The sequence below is a fragment of the Moraxella sp. CTOTU46711 genome, assembly GCF_031975715.1.
GTDB lineage: Bacteria > Pseudomonadota > Gammaproteobacteria > Pseudomonadales > Moraxellaceae > Faucicola.
In genome coordinates, this window is sequence record NZ_DALYMP010000008.1 from 40,582 (window position 1) to 54,589 (window position 14,008).

At 44.9% G+C, this 14,008-nt stretch carries 14 protein-coding genes; 3 read left to right on the forward strand and 11 right to left on the reverse strand.

Annotated features, from left to right (window positions below; genetic code table 11):
• Positions 1 to 99 precede the first annotated feature (99 nt).
• The 3 genes from RTJ53_RS09965 (at position 100) to rsfS (ending at position 2,269) form a co-directional block, all read left to right on the forward strand.
• Positions 100 to 903 carry an NYN domain-containing protein gene (locus RTJ53_RS09965; RefSeq protein WP_007115203.1) on the forward strand — a complete coding sequence of 268 codons (804 nt, stop codon included), beginning with the start codon at positions 100 to 102 and terminating at the stop codon, positions 901 to 903.
• Between the two features lie 65 nt (positions 904 to 968).
• Positions 969 to 1,709 carry a nicotinate (nicotinamide) nucleotide adenylyltransferase gene (gene nadD, locus RTJ53_RS09970; protein WP_312276825.1) on the forward strand — a complete coding sequence of 247 codons (741 nt, stop codon included), beginning with the start codon at positions 969 to 971 and terminating at the stop codon, positions 1,707 to 1,709.
• Between the two features lie 158 nt (positions 1,710 to 1,867).
• Positions 1,868 to 2,269 carry a ribosome silencing factor gene (rsfS, locus tag RTJ53_RS09975; protein ID WP_239742958.1) on the forward strand — a complete coding sequence of 134 codons (402 nt, stop codon included), beginning with the start codon at positions 1,868 to 1,870 and terminating at the stop codon, positions 2,267 to 2,269.
• A 124-nt stretch (positions 2,270 to 2,393) separates the two neighbouring features.
• On the opposite strand, the gene RTJ53_RS09980 is transcribed toward rsfS, so the two are convergent.
• The 11 genes from RTJ53_RS09980 to RTJ53_RS10030 all read right to left on the reverse strand — a co-directional run bounded on the left by RTJ53_RS09980 (position 2,394) and on the right by RTJ53_RS10030 (position 14,006).
• Complete coding sequence (locus tag RTJ53_RS09980) at positions 2,394 to 4,193, reverse strand: FTR1 family iron permease (RefSeq protein WP_312276826.1); 1,800 nt, start codon at positions 4,191 to 4,193, stop codon at positions 2,394 to 2,396.
• 91 nt (positions 4,194 to 4,284) lie between these two features.
• Positions 4,285 to 5,625 carry an iron uptake transporter deferrochelatase/peroxidase subunit gene (gene efeB, locus RTJ53_RS09985; protein ID WP_312276827.1) on the reverse strand — a complete coding sequence of 447 codons (1,341 nt, stop codon included), beginning with the start codon at positions 5,623 to 5,625 and terminating at the stop codon, positions 4,285 to 4,287.
• A gap of 79 nt (positions 5,626 to 5,704) precedes the next feature.
• On the reverse strand, positions 5,705 to 6,607 hold the full coding sequence (gene efeO / locus RTJ53_RS09990; protein WP_312276828.1) for an iron uptake system protein EfeO: 903 nt from the start codon (positions 6,605 to 6,607) through the stop codon (positions 5,705 to 5,707).
• 205 nt (positions 6,608 to 6,812) lie between these two features.
• Positions 6,813 to 7,568: a phosphate ABC transporter ATP-binding protein PstB gene (gene pstB / locus RTJ53_RS09995; protein WP_060995484.1), complete on the reverse strand. Its 756-nt coding sequence runs from the start codon at positions 7,566 to 7,568 to the stop codon at positions 6,813 to 6,815.
• 61 nt (positions 7,569 to 7,629) lie between these two features.
• Entirely contained in the window at positions 7,630 to 8,499 is an 870-nt protein-coding gene (gene pstA / locus RTJ53_RS10000) for a phosphate ABC transporter permease PstA (RefSeq protein WP_050324752.1), read from the reverse strand.
• Positions 8,500 to 8,516: 17 nt separating this feature from the next.
• Positions 8,517 to 9,467 (reverse strand): phosphate ABC transporter permease subunit PstC, encoded by a 951-nt coding sequence (gene pstC, locus RTJ53_RS10005; protein ID WP_312276829.1) that lies wholly within the window; start codon positions 9,465 to 9,467, stop codon positions 8,517 to 8,519.
• A gap of 140 nt (positions 9,468 to 9,607) precedes the next feature.
• A complete protein-coding gene (pstS, locus tag RTJ53_RS10010; RefSeq protein ID WP_312276830.1) occupies positions 9,608 to 10,753 on the reverse strand; it encodes a phosphate ABC transporter substrate-binding protein PstS in 1,146 nt (381 codons plus the stop codon).
• 394 nt (positions 10,754 to 11,147) lie between these two features.
• Positions 11,148 to 11,507 carry a fluoride efflux transporter CrcB gene (gene crcB, locus RTJ53_RS10015; RefSeq protein ID WP_312276831.1) on the reverse strand — a complete coding sequence of 120 codons (360 nt, stop codon included), beginning with the start codon at positions 11,505 to 11,507 and terminating at the stop codon, positions 11,148 to 11,150.
• A gap of 19 nt (positions 11,508 to 11,526) precedes the next feature.
• Entirely contained in the window at positions 11,527 to 12,588 is a 1,062-nt protein-coding gene (gene tsaD, locus RTJ53_RS10020) for a tRNA (adenosine(37)-N6)-threonylcarbamoyltransferase complex transferase subunit TsaD (protein ID WP_312276832.1), read from the reverse strand.
• A gap of 50 nt (positions 12,589 to 12,638) precedes the next feature.
• The gene (locus RTJ53_RS10025; RefSeq protein ID WP_312276833.1) at positions 12,639 to 13,223 is read right to left on the reverse strand and encodes a hypothetical protein; all 585 of its coding nucleotides are present in this window, start codon (positions 13,221 to 13,223) and stop codon (positions 12,639 to 12,641) included.
• Between the two features lie 57 nt (positions 13,224 to 13,280).
• On the reverse strand, positions 13,281 to 14,006 hold the full coding sequence (locus tag RTJ53_RS10030; protein WP_159771482.1) for an ABC transporter permease: 726 nt from the start codon (positions 14,004 to 14,006) through the stop codon (positions 13,281 to 13,283).
• Positions 14,007 to 14,008 lie beyond the last annotated feature (2 nt).

Genomic DNA, 14,008 nt, shown 5'->3' on the forward strand with positions numbered 1-14,008 from the left:
CCACCACTAGGCTAGTGCGCCACAATCTGTTATCCCCACAAATTGCTTTATGGTAAAATGTCGCTCAATCACATCTAACTTTATCGCTGGGTGACCAACATGGCACATTCGCAGAACTATTCAACGAGCGTTGACGCCCGACTTGCCGTATTGATTGATGCTGATAATGCGTCAGTCAATCATCTTGATGCGCTGCTGTCTGAAATTGCCACGCTCGGGATTAGTAGCGTTCGACGCGCGTATGGTGATTGGACGCGCCCACAATTAAACAGCTGGAAAAACGTGTTACTAAGCTATTCGATTCAGCCGATTCAGCAATTTAGTTACACCACGGGTAAGAATGCTACCGATGCAAGTTTAATCATTGATGCGATGGATTTGCTTTATACCGAGCGTTTTGATGGGTTTTGTTTGGTATCATCTGACAGCGATTTTACCCGACTGGCCCAGCGTATTCGTGAGCAAGGGTTATTGGTGTATGGTTTTGGTCGTAGCACCACACCCAAGCCTTTTGTGCAAGCCTGTGACCGTTTTACTTATCTTGAGTTTTTTGAAGAAAACCAAACCCCTTCGACGGTAGATTTTTATGACTCTGCTGATATGCTGTTCTCTACCAAAGGCAATCAGATGAAGCCTGTGGATGTCGCCATCACTTTGGTCAAGCTTGCCATCTCAAGTATGGCGGATGACCAAGGCTGGGCAAATATCGCACCTGTCAAAAACTATCTGCTCAAAGTCGAGCCCGATTTTGATGCGCGCTTGTTTAACTTTAACAAATTCAGTGATTTTCTACGTGCCTATCCGCGCTATTTTGAGGTACAAGAGCGCTACCCCAATGACAATCAGCATAAAGTGATTTTTGTGCGCAATGTGCCAACCGATGAACCACCAAACCAACCGTAAGACGTGTCAGTGATGATAAAGGATGTTAGTTTTCTTCGCCCCAACTTTGAATTAGGCGGGTGGTTATGACAATGCCTCGCTGTATTCGTGTCTGGTTGGGTGGCTCATTTGATCCGATACATTTGGCGCATTTACAGATGATTGCGCATGTGTACCATGAACTCATGCGCGCCTTCCCCAATGTTGATATCATCGCCAAATTATTGCCCACGGCAGGTTCGCCCTTAAAAACCCAGCCAACTTCCAACCAGCAGCGCCTTGAGATGCTTAGGCTTGCGATTCACGATGTGCCTTTTTTGTCGATTGATGAGACTGAGCTGCAGTGTCAGCCGCCTGTGTATAGCTTTCATACCTTGAGTGAGTTTAAAAAGCGTTACCCCAATGACCTACTGATTTTTGTCCTTGGACAAGACAGTGTTGAACAACTTGATAAATGGTATCGCGGCTTTGAGCTGCTTTCGCTTACCAATCTATGGGTGCTACCCCGTCCCGCCTTGGACAGCCTTAGCCACAATTTAAATAAAAATTTGAATCAAAATGCTTTAGCAACTACAGATAAAACACCTAGGCTAACTATTGATAATCGGTTAGTGCCTTTTATCATTCATTCGCCAAAAGACTTGATAAATCAAACCACTAACCATATTTATATGGATAAGTTTGTCGTGCCTGATATCGCAAGTCGTGATATCAGGGCTTGGATATACAGCACAGAAGCTCGGCAACGACAGCAAGCGTGGCTAAGTTTACCGAGTCAAGTTTATCGGTATATTGTTGAGCATCAGTTATATGCCCCGCACGTTTAGCCTGATATTGATTTACATTTTTTGATAACCTATGCGTTAGATTTTTGTTAAAATAGCGCACTTTTTTTAGGATTGTCATGATCCTATTTTAAGCTACCCTTATAACCCAATCATTACTACCCAATCTTTATGAACCAATTCATGGAATCCACGCATTTATGACCGATACCCAATTTGCTAGTTTAGTCAATCAACACCCTGCCCACCAACAGTTAACCACTTGCCTTGACATCGTTCAAGATGCCTTGGATGATCTAAAAGCCAAAAACATTACCGTACTCGATGTTGCTGATATGACTGAAGTCATGGAGCGTATCGTGATTGCCGAAGGGACATCTACCCGCCACCTTAAAGCGGTTGCCGACCATGTCGCGATGAAAGCGAAACAAGCAGGATTTAATCCGATTGGTGTGGAAGGTCAAGGCACCAGTGATTGGACCTTGATTGATTTGGGCGCTGTGGTGGTGCATGTGATGATGCCACAAGCACGCACGTTTTATGACCTAGAAGGCTTATGGCAAGGTCAAGCGCAGCGCGAGCGTATGGAAAAAACGGCGTAGGTGTAGTCTATAGCCTAGTTTAGACTATGCTATGCAAACTATGCGTTATGAACTAGACGCTACAACCAAATGGGTAAACAAGTTTTACCCATTTTTTATGCCGTTAATTATCTTTGGCTAAAGGTTATGCCAACGCAGCCGTTTGCTGACGTTGATGGTTTTTCATCCAAAGATTGATGGCGATTATAATAATAACATAGCCGATTTGTGCCAAAAATGTCTGTAGCGTCGGGTAAAATCCCAACGATTCAATCGCTGGCAAGCGGCTCATGGCGGTCATCGGCAGATACCCTGTCAATTGCAGCGCGTGTAGACTAACGCCTAAAATCTTAAAGCCCAATAGGTAAATCACCCAAGTTAAGACTTTAAACAACTGTGGAATCGGTAATTTAACCGAGGTTCTTAGCATCACCCAAGCCACTGCTGCCAGTGCTACAAGCGCCAAACCAATCCCGGTTAAAAAATTACTCATACTGATATTGGGTAATATACCGACATAGAACAATATGGTCTCTGCGCCTTCTCGAAACACGGATAAAAAGCTCAATCCAAATAACGAAACAAAGCTACCTGCCGTCATGGCTTGTCCCATATGACGCTTGATATAAGCGTTCCATGATTGGACGGATGATTTGCTATGCAGCCACGCGCCAATGCCAATCATCATAATGACCGCAACGATGCCTATCACCCCTTCAAACATCTCACGATTGGCGGCAGAAGTCACCGCAGGGAATAATAGCTGTAATGCCATCGCGCCTGCGACACTGGCAAGTAAGCCAAAAGCCACACCAGCATACACCCATTTTTTGGCTTTGACTTGTTTGGCAGCGGTTAAAGCCGATAACAGCGAGATGACAATCAATAAGGCTTCCAACCCTTCTCGAAGCAAAATCAGCATCGAATCAACCGCGGTGTATTGGGCTGTTGGATTGATTGCCGCCAATTCATTGATAATCGATTGCAGTGTTTGCTGTTGTTTAGGGTCTTGCCCTTTCGCCATGGCTAGCGGGATTTGACTTTCCACCCGATTATATAGGCCGGGGTTACGGGTGCTGACATCGCCTTCCACCGTTGGCCATATACTAATAAACTCGCCTAACTTGGCTTGACCAGTCGCTGCATCGTTTGTTTTAAACGCCTGTAAACCATCGCGCAGTAGCTGGATACTATCTGCCAAGGTGACAGTTTGTGTGGTTTGTAAAGCGGCTACGTCACCCTTGTTATAACTGTCAATGGCGTCTTTTAGCGCGGCAGATTGGGTTTTGATTTGCGCTATATTGATGGGTTGGGTTTCAATCGCCACTCGCATCAGCGCCATGGATGTTTCGATTTTACCGTAGTGCCCCATACTGGTATTGCGTACGACCCGCTCATTACCTAGCCAAACTGCATTAAACTGGTTGTAAGCCGCCCGTAACGCTTCTACATCTGTCGGTGCTGCGCGTTGTATGACTTGATTAAGATTGTCATACGCCGGTACCATTTTTTTGGCAAACTCTTTTCGCTTCGCGCTGTAATCCACAGGATTTTGTTCTTTTTCAAAAGCATATAACGCATTTGACACGGCTGATAAATTGGCTTCTGTGGGATTGCTTATGGCTTGCCCAATCGCTTGGCTTGTCTGTTGCCCAAGCGTGGAATTTTTTGCCGTTGCATCTATGGCATCAAAGGCTGTTTGAATTTGCGCAAGGGTGTCCTTGGCTTTTGAAGTATCATTGGCTTTAATTGCCGCCATCGCGTCTGATAGGTTGATAAAAATAGGGCTTAAGTTCAGCTTTTTGCTGGCTGATTGACTGGCTTGTTGCGTCACTATCTGCGCACTTGCAGGCGTTGGTTGCTGGGCTTGTAAGCCTTGACTGGTAATGAGCAGCGAACTTGCTAGGCCAAAATTTAGCAAGGTTTTTTGGGTGATATTTATCATAAGTAACTTTTTAACCGTCTATTTAACCGTCTATTTTTAAGCGTGTGTTTTGAACCGTCTATTTTTAACTGATGCAGGTTGCATTTTAACCTTAAGCTTCAAACAATGCTTGTCCAATATAGCCACCTTGCGGGATACCACCGAAGCAAGCAAATAGCCCACTGCCAATGTGGGTGGTGTATTCATTCATTTTATCAAGACGACCTAGGGCATTTTGGATGATGATAAATTGCTCGGGCGATTTTTGAAATGAAATAAACAGCAGCCCTGAATCAAACTGCCCAGTGGCTGGGTTAATGCCGCTACTGTAAGAATACGAACGGCGTAGCATCTCCACGCCTGTGCGTTTTGCCAGTCCCATGTGGGAAATTTCAGGTATCACTGCTTTACCCTGCGCGTCTTTGGCGTTCACATCAAAGGTGTCAAATTCGCCTTTTTGTCCAATCGCCGCGCCGCTATCACGATGTCGACCAAAGGTGTCTTCTTGACCTTTAAGTGAGGTGCGATCCCAAGTTTCAAGATGCATCTGAATGACGCGGGTGACTAAATAAGTGCCGCCTTTCATCCAATCAGGCGCGTCCGCCCATAAGTTTTTGTCCGCAGCTTTGATAGTGCTTTGGTTGGCAGTGCCGTCTTTAAAGCCGAATAAATTACGGGGCGTATGGTTGCCGGTATCAAACCCAACAAAACCTGACTGACTCCAACGCATGGTGATATTAGAACGCGCTTGGCGAACCAGCTGCCGTACCGCGTGGAACGCCACTTGGGCATCTTCGGCGCAGGCTTGAATACAGATATCACCCCCCGTCAAATTTTCTCGTAATTGATCACGCGGGAATTTGGGCAAGTCTTGGAATTCTTTGGGCTGCTTATGGGCAAGTCCCATTTTTTTTAGAAAACTTGGGCTAATACCAAAGGTCAACGTCAATCCGTACGCGCCCATGCTGTCTGCTTCGCCTGTGTCGGTCGGGGGCACAAACGGGTTTTTTTCGTAGGCTTTGATGTTTTTACCTTGCGTCAAATTGGCCGCATACGTTGTCCAGTCTTTGAACATCTGTTTGACATCGTCGAGCTTATCGGTATGTAAATCCATCACCAAAAAATAGATATTACGCTGTGACGGCGTGGTAATGCCTGCTTGGTGTTCGCCATAAAAATCATATTTGACATCCGCAAAACTATTTTTAGTAGTATTGGCATCATTACCGGCATGTTTAGGATTTTCGTTTTTATCGCTATCTTTAGACTGATTGCCATCCAAAGCTTGCAAGTTAGGTAAGTTTTCGCTTGGTTTTTGCTGACAGGCTGACACGGCTAAACCTGCGCCTGCCACACTGAGCGCACCAAATTGGCGTAAAAAACTGCGACGATTTGACGTTTTTAGTCCTAATCCTGTTTCTTGCGCTTGCTTATCTAATTTACTATGTTTCATACTGCCCCTAACACCGTACTGACCTTTTTATTCCACCCTAAAACCGTAAAGTGAAGCAATTTTTTGCTTCACCTTTCACTTATTGCAATACAATGCCCATCTGCGCTAAGGGTTCGCCGAGTTTATTCACCGCTTCGGCTAGCGCTTTGGTATCTGCAGGGGTTAACTCTTTATAGGATTTATAGTCTTGTTGCCCGACTTGGTGTTTGGCAAGTAGTTGGTTGACTGCGCCAAATTTTTGCTCAAGCTCTGTGACTAACGCTGGGTTTTTGGCTTGGATTTTTGGTTTTAAAATGGCAAATATTTTCTCTGCGCCTTCAATATTGGCTTTAAAATCATACAAGTCTGTGTGCGAAAAAATTTCTTCTTCGCCGGTGATTTTGCTCGTTGACACTTCATTGAGCAAATCTACTGAACCTTGCACCATCAAATCGCCTGTCACCTCTGCCGTCGGAATTTTGGCGTGCAATTCTTTGACATCTGCAATCAGTTGTTTGCCCAGTTTTTCGGTGCCTTTGGTGGTGTTTTGCGTCCACAAGATTTTTTCAATCGCATGGAAGCCTGTCCATACTTCATTGGGCTCAAGGTCGGCTTCACGGTTATCGATACGTGGGTCAAGGTCGCCAAAACTTTCAGCAATCGGCTCTGAGCGCTCAAAATACATGCGCGCTTTTGGGTATAACGCCTTCGCCTCTTCTAATTTACCCGCTTCAAGCAGTGCGACAAATTTTTGGGTATCGGTAAGCAAGCTATCAATTTGGGTTTGTACCCAAGCTTTGTATTCCGCCGTTTCTTTACTCATATCAACTGAGCTCTGCGCTGACGCTGTGACTGCAGAAGCGTTAGTCGTTGCAGGCGCTGTTGCAGCACTACTTGCAGCAGGTGCTACGTCGGTTTTTTGCTCGGTTTTTTGGCAAGCCGTCAAGAGTAATGCAGATATCGTCAGGGGTAATATTGATAAAGTAAAAGTACGGCTCAACATAAAACATCCTTAAAAGTAAACACGAATAAATAATAAAAAAAATAATGACAATTTGCGAATTATAGGGTAAATGAGAATCGTTATCAATATTTATTTTACTTTGATTGTGCTTAGAAGTTTAGGCAAAAAAATACCCCGCACCAGCAAGGTAGCGAGGTATTGTGATTGATTAAATGACGCGCAGATCGCTTAATAACAAAATAGCCTAGCCGAATTTGCCCGTGATGTATTCTTCAGTTTCTTTACGGTCTGGGTTAGTGAACATTTTATCGGTATCCCCCATTTCCATCATTTCGCCCAAGTACATAAACGCGGTATAGTCAGACACCCTTGCCGCTTGCTGCATGTTGTGGGTAACGATGGCGATGGTGTAATCATTTTTTAGGTCTGAAATCAAATCTTCAATTGAGCCTGTTGAGATGGGGTCAAGTGCCGAGGTGGGTTCGTCTAGTAGCAATACTTCAGGACGGGTTGCCACACCGCGGGCGATACATAGACGTTGCTGCTGACCACCCGACAATGACAGACCCGATGCTTTAAGTTTATCTTTAACTTCAGTCCACAGTGCCGATTTTTTGAGCGCCCATTCAACGCGCTCGTCTAGCTCAGCGCGGCTTAAGCTTTCGTACAGACGCACACCAAATGCCACGTTGTCATAGATTGACATCGGAAATGGCGTTGGTTTTTGGAACACCATCCCCACACGAGCGCGCAGCAAGTTGACGTCCACGGATTTATCCAAGATGTTTTGTCCATCTAGGTTGATTTCGCCCGTGGCACTCATGCCGGGGTATAGGTCATACATACGGTTAAAGGTACGCAGTAATGTTGATTTACCACAGCCTGACGGTCCGATAAACGCAGTAACTTTTTTGTCAGCGATATCGATGTTGATATTTTTAAGGGCTAAAAATTTACCGTAATAAAACTCTAGATTACGAATTTGCATTTTTGCGGTCATGATGAATACCTTAATAAATTTTGTTTGATACTAGCAAATAGCTTTAATCTTCTATTGATCATCAATGTGATGATTGCTCTTTACCACTGAGCGCACGTGCCAAAATATTCAATGTTAATACTGCCAAGGTGATGAGTAACGCACCTGCCCAAGCCAATTGGTTTGAAATAGGGTATGGTTGGCTGGCGTATTGATAAATCACGTTTGGTAAGTTGGCAATGGGTTGACCCATATCAGTGCTAAAGAATTGGTTATTGAGCGCGGTAAATAGTAATGGCGCAGTCTCACCCGAGATACGCGCAAATGCCAGTAAGATACCTGTTAACACCCCAGTTTTGGCAGCACGTAACGTAACGGATGTTACCAGTTTCCATTTTGGCGTGCCTAACGCATAAGCCGCTTCACGCAATGTATTGGGAATTAGACGGAGCATATTTTCGGTGGTACGTACCACCACAGGAATAACCAATAGCGCTAAAGCCATTGCACCTGCCCAACCTGAGAAGTTACGGCCTTGTACCATCAACGCAAAAATAAATAGACCAATTACAATCGAGGGTGCGGATAGCAAAATGTCGTTCATAAAACGGGTGACTTTACCAAGCCAGCTGTTTTCGGCAAATTCAGCAAGATAAATACCTGCCATGACACCAATTGGTGTGCCGACTACAAGCCCTAATCCTGTCACCATGATTGAGCCGATAATCGCATTGCGAAGACCGCCAATTTCGTTTGGCGATGGCGTGTCTTGAGTAAAAATGGGCATGGTCAATAACGCATGCGAGCCTGATAAAAACAATTTGAATAAAATTAACCCTAAGAAGGTCAAGCCAAATACAATAGACAAACCGGCAAATACCAGTCCTAAAGCATTGCTTAGACGGCGGCGTTTGTAAATGGCATTGTTACGATTCATGTTGATAGTAGTCATAGTATTCCCCAGCGTCCTTATTTCGTACCCGCATTTTTATCCATACGACTGAGCATCAATTTTGAAATCACCAGTACAATAAAGGTAATGATAAATAGTAAGAAACCTAAATGTAGAAGCGATGATTGGTGCAAGCCTTCAGACTCTGCAAATTCATTTGCCAATGCCGAAGTGATTGACACCCCTGACTGGAACAAACTTGGACTGACGTTATAAGCGTTACCAATAACAAAGGTGACTGCCATCGTTTCACCCAATGCGCGACCCAATCCCAAAATGATACCGCCCATCACACCGGCTTTGGTATAAGGCAACACCACGTATCGCATCACTTCCCAAGTGGTTGACCCCAAACCATAGGCAGATTCTTTAAGCATCTTTGGGGTAATTGAGAAAACATCACGCATGACTGATGCAATAAACGGGATAATCATGACAGCCAAAATCAAACTTGCGGTGAACAGACCAATACCCATCGGCGCACCTTGGAATAAACGACCCACATAAGGCACATCACCCAAATGGTCAATCAGCCAGGGCTGGATATGTTCTGAAAACCAAGGCGCAAATACGAAAAATCCCCACATACCATAGATAATTGAAGGGATACCCGCTAACAACTCAATGGCAATCCCTAAAGGACGTTTTAAAAAATTTGGGCAAAGCTCTGTCAAAAACATGGCAATACCAAAACTTACCGGAACCGCAATCAAAATAGCAATGATAGAAGTCACCAACGTACCATAGATTGGTGCGAGTGCGCCGTATACATCCATCCCTGTATCCCAGTCTTTACTGGTATAAAAGTTAATGCCAAACGCCTTCATACTTGGCAATGCGCCAAGAAATAGTGAGATTAAGATACCACCTAGCAACAACAGCACGATAAACGCAAAAAGACGAGTCGCGTTGACAAACAACCAGTCTAATTGTTTTTGCTTTGCGAGTTTTGCGTGTAAATCCGACATAAGAACCCAGCCATCAAAAAATAGTTTTAGTTTACTAATTCTAGAAATTTGAAAAAAAAACGTAGAGCATTAACTTGTTTATTGCTCTACGTATCGTTTGACATGCCTAACCCTGTTAACTGTTAACCATCATCATAAGATTATTTTGCAGCTGAAGCAGTTGCTGTGGCAGCATCTGAGCTAAATAGTGGCTTACCATCAGCCCCTACAACTTTTTTCCACTCTTCACGGAAGATAGCTTTGCTTTCTGCTGAGAATGGTACAAAGTCCAGTGATTTTGCTAGCTCATCACCGCTTGAATAAGCCCAGTCAAAGAATTTAAGGGTATTTTTGACGTTTTCTGGGTTGGTGGGTTTAGTATGGACTAAGATGAAGGTTGCCGCAGAGATTGGCCAGGCATTCGAGTCTGCTTGGTTAGTCAATACAATGTTAAAGCCTGGTGTACCTTTCCAATCTGCATTACCCGCAGCGGCAAAGCTTTCAGCCGATGGTTGGACAAAGTTGCCCGCCGCATTTTTTAGCTGAGTATGCGACATTTTGTTTTGTTTTGCGTAAGCGTACTCAACATAACCGATTGAGTTTTTGGCACGAGCGACGTTACTTGCCACGCCTTCGTTACCTTTACCACCTGCACCTGTCGCAGCGGTTGGCCATTTAATTGATTTATCTACACCTGGACCTGCTTTCCATTCTGGTGATACAGCAGCTAAGTAGCTTGCAAAGTTAAAGGTTGTACCTGAGCCGTCAGAACGGAAAATCGTCGTGATTGGCGCATCTGGTAGTGTCACGCCTGCGTTTAATGCGGTAATCGCTGGGTCATTCCATTTAGTGATTTTACCCAAGTAGATATTGGCAAGGGTGGCACCGTCTAGTTTTAATTGACCGGGTGCAACACCATCGATGTTAACAACCGGTACAACACCACCGATAACGGTTGGGAACTGGATTAAACCGCTTTTATCCAACTCTTCTTTGCTTAAAGGCGCATCCGACGCACCAAAGTCAACGGTATTGGCTTGGATTTGTTTGATACCACCTGATGAACCGATTGATTGGTAATTTACTTGACCGCCAGTGGCGTTTTTGAACTCACCTGCCCATTTAGCATAAATAGGTTGTGGGAAAGAGGCGCCTGCACCTGTGATGGTAAATACGGCGTTTTTGTCGCTACCTGCAGTGCTTGATGTTGCTGAGGCACCCGCTGCTTGATTGTCTGCTTGTTTGTTACCACAAGCGGTTAATGCTAAGGTCGATGCTACGACAACACTTAATAATGAATAACGCATGGATAGCTCCTAAAAACGTTTTTTGAGTTTACAATGAAACTGCCTGAATGAAATAAATGTCACTAACGGTACAATTTAACTTTCTTTGGTTATTTTCACTATGATAGCTCAAAGCTGATATAGTTCAATACTGACCGATTTAACTGTAATTATAATAACCATCATTCGGTTTGTATAAAAATTGTGTATATGATTACAAAGAAATGTGACAGTATCATGACAATTTGATGACTGACCGATTGCGCACGCTATAGATGAGACTAAATAACTACATTTAAGATTAAACTCGCTTATTAATTGCCAAAGCCTTGAACAGCTTTGTGACTTTTAGCGGTGCATGGGAAAGAAGCGATTAACCATTTAATAGCTTCCTAACTTCACAGCTTCTTAACTCTTAACTTAGTAGCTTAAGACTATAAAAACCAATGGCAGTCGCAACCAAGGTTAAAAGCACATGGATGCCAATCAAGGCGACACCTTGCACTACCTTGCCGGTATTCAACAAAGTAAACACTTCGGCACTAAACGTACTAAACGTTGTTAGTCCCCCCAAAAACCCGGTGGTGATAAACAGTCGTAAGTTTGGGTGCATCTTTTGGGTGAGTATCAAGGCAAATCCCATCAACAGCCCGCCTAGTACATTGGCAAGTAGTGTGCCATAGGGCAACCAAGGATGTACGCTGTTGAGTCTGCCTAACCACCAGCGCAGCATTGCCCCAAATGCCGCCCCCAATCCTATCCATAGCCATGGCATCTTCAAGTCCTTGTGGTGGTTATGGTTTAGCTGGATTGACAGCAGGCAGCGTTGTCATGTCCCAACGCGGCAAGCAGCTAACCGCTAGCTCATCGTGTTGACCGGCGTTCAAGCGCTGCCACCCGGCGAAGGCAATCATGGCGCCATTGTCAGTACACAAGGCAGGCGGTGCATAATGCACAGTGGCATTGATTTTGGCTAATGCCTCGGCTAGCGATTCTCGTAGTTGTTGATTGGCACTCACCCCGCCTGCGATCACCAAGCGTTTCATACCCGTTTGCTGCAAGGCTTTGACACATTTTTTCACCAACGTATCGACCATCGCATATTGAAAACTCGCTGCAATATCGGCGCGCGTCTGGGCATGCTCAGGATTATGGCTATCGGTTGGATGGTCTTTAATCAAATTATGCACGGCGGTTTTCATACCACTAAAAGAAAAATCCAATCCTTTACCCAACATCGGGCGCGGTAATTCATAGGCTAATGGATTACCTGTTTGCGCCAAGCGTGCAATATTAGGTCCACCAGGATAAGGTAACTCTAGCATTTTAGCGGCTTTATCAAAGCACTCGCCTGCGGCATCATCAATCGACTCACCTAATATTTCATATTGCCCGATGCCTTTGACCGCCACTAACATGGTATGTCCACCCGACACCAGCAACGCGACAAACGGAAAATCGGGCGGATTGGCGCCTAATAGCGGCGCGAGTAAGTGTCCTTCCATGTGATGTACGCCAATCGCAGGAATATCAAGTGCCATCGCCAAACTGCGCCCAAATAATGCCCCTGTCATCAACGCGCCAACCAGTCCAGGACCTTTGGTAAAGGCAATTGCATCGATATCGGTTTTTTTGAGTTGGCAGTCATCCAGCAGTTGCTGCAACAAGGGCACTAATTTACGGATGTGATCGCGGCTTGCAAGTTCAGGGACTACCCCACCATACGTCGCATGTAGCGCGATTTGACTATACAGCACTTGTCCGACCAAACCTTGATTGGGTTGGTGACGTTGGTCACTATCAAAAATGGCTAATCCCGTTTCATCGCAGGATGTTTCCAATCCTAGCACACGCATGGTATTTCCTTAAACGATAAATGAACGTCAACATACCGATGGCAACTTAGTTATTTTTTGCCATCATTGATAATTTTGACAGGAATGGTTAACCCTTTGGCAAAGGGCTCAGCAAAGACGTAAGTGTATTGGCTCGGGGCAATTTGCTGGGTGGTATGGATGACAAACGCGCTGTTTTTACCGGCTGTGAGTTCATGTGACACATAGGCAGTACCCAGCTGGTCGAGCACTTTGGATAAGACTTCATTGACTGCCATACCCACCGTTAAATTGTAGCGGGAGGTTTCATTATCCACATGATACATCTCGGCATAGGCTTTGACAGGCTCGCTATCGAGCGCAAACGGGTATTTAAAGCCAGCCTTATCGACTGGCTTAACGCCCGAATCCACCAATGCCCAGTTGATTTGTTTGGGCGCACCGTTTTGGGCGGCTTGGGGGGATACGGTACTGGCAGCAGCTACACTAGCAACGTGATGCGGACTTTGAACGCTAGCCACTGTGGCACTTACTGTGGCACTTACTGTGGCACTTGCTGTGCTATTTTGCTCTGGCTTGTTATCACTGGCAGGTTGACAAGCCGAGAGTAACAACCCACCTATCAGCAAACTTGATACTATAACTGCTTGTTTCACTGGCACGCCTCCAATATATCCAAACTCTTTGTCCAGCTTAGCCTAACTTAGCCTAGATTAGGCAGTGACGCCCCCATTACTGATGGGCTGATAAGAAAGATGACGATTGATACGTTTTTCAGCCAATCGAAACATCCCAATCAATAGCCAAGACAATAACAAATAAATGATACCTGAGGCAAAGAACAACTCAAAAACGGTATAAGTTTTTGACATAATCGTCGTTGCCACACCGGTGATATCCATCAAAGTGATGGTCGATGCCAGCGCACTGCCTTTGAGCATAAAAATCACTTCATTGCCATACGCAGGTAGCATGATGCCAAAGGCGCGAGGAAAAATAATTCGGCGCAATTTTTGGCTATATGACATGCCAATGGCGTCGGCAGCTTCATTCTCGCCCTTGGGTATTGACTTGATAGCACCGCGGATGATTTCTGCAATATAAGCTGCCGTATTGAGGGTAAAAGCGATGATAGCGCACCAAAATGGGCTCGCTAACACACCCGATTTCCACAGCACGGACTCGGTCACCCATTTAAATTGTGACAAGCCATAATAAATCAAAAAGATTTGCACCAGTAGCGGCGTACCACGAAAAAAGAAAATATACGCAAACGGCAATGCCTGTACCCAAGGTTTTTTGGATAGCCTAGCCAAGGCTAGCGGCACTGCCAACATAAACCCCAATAAACCCGACAACACCACAAGCTCAATGGTGATAATACTGCCTTGCAGCAGTTTTGGGATACTATCAATAATAATTTGCCAATTCCAGTTCATTG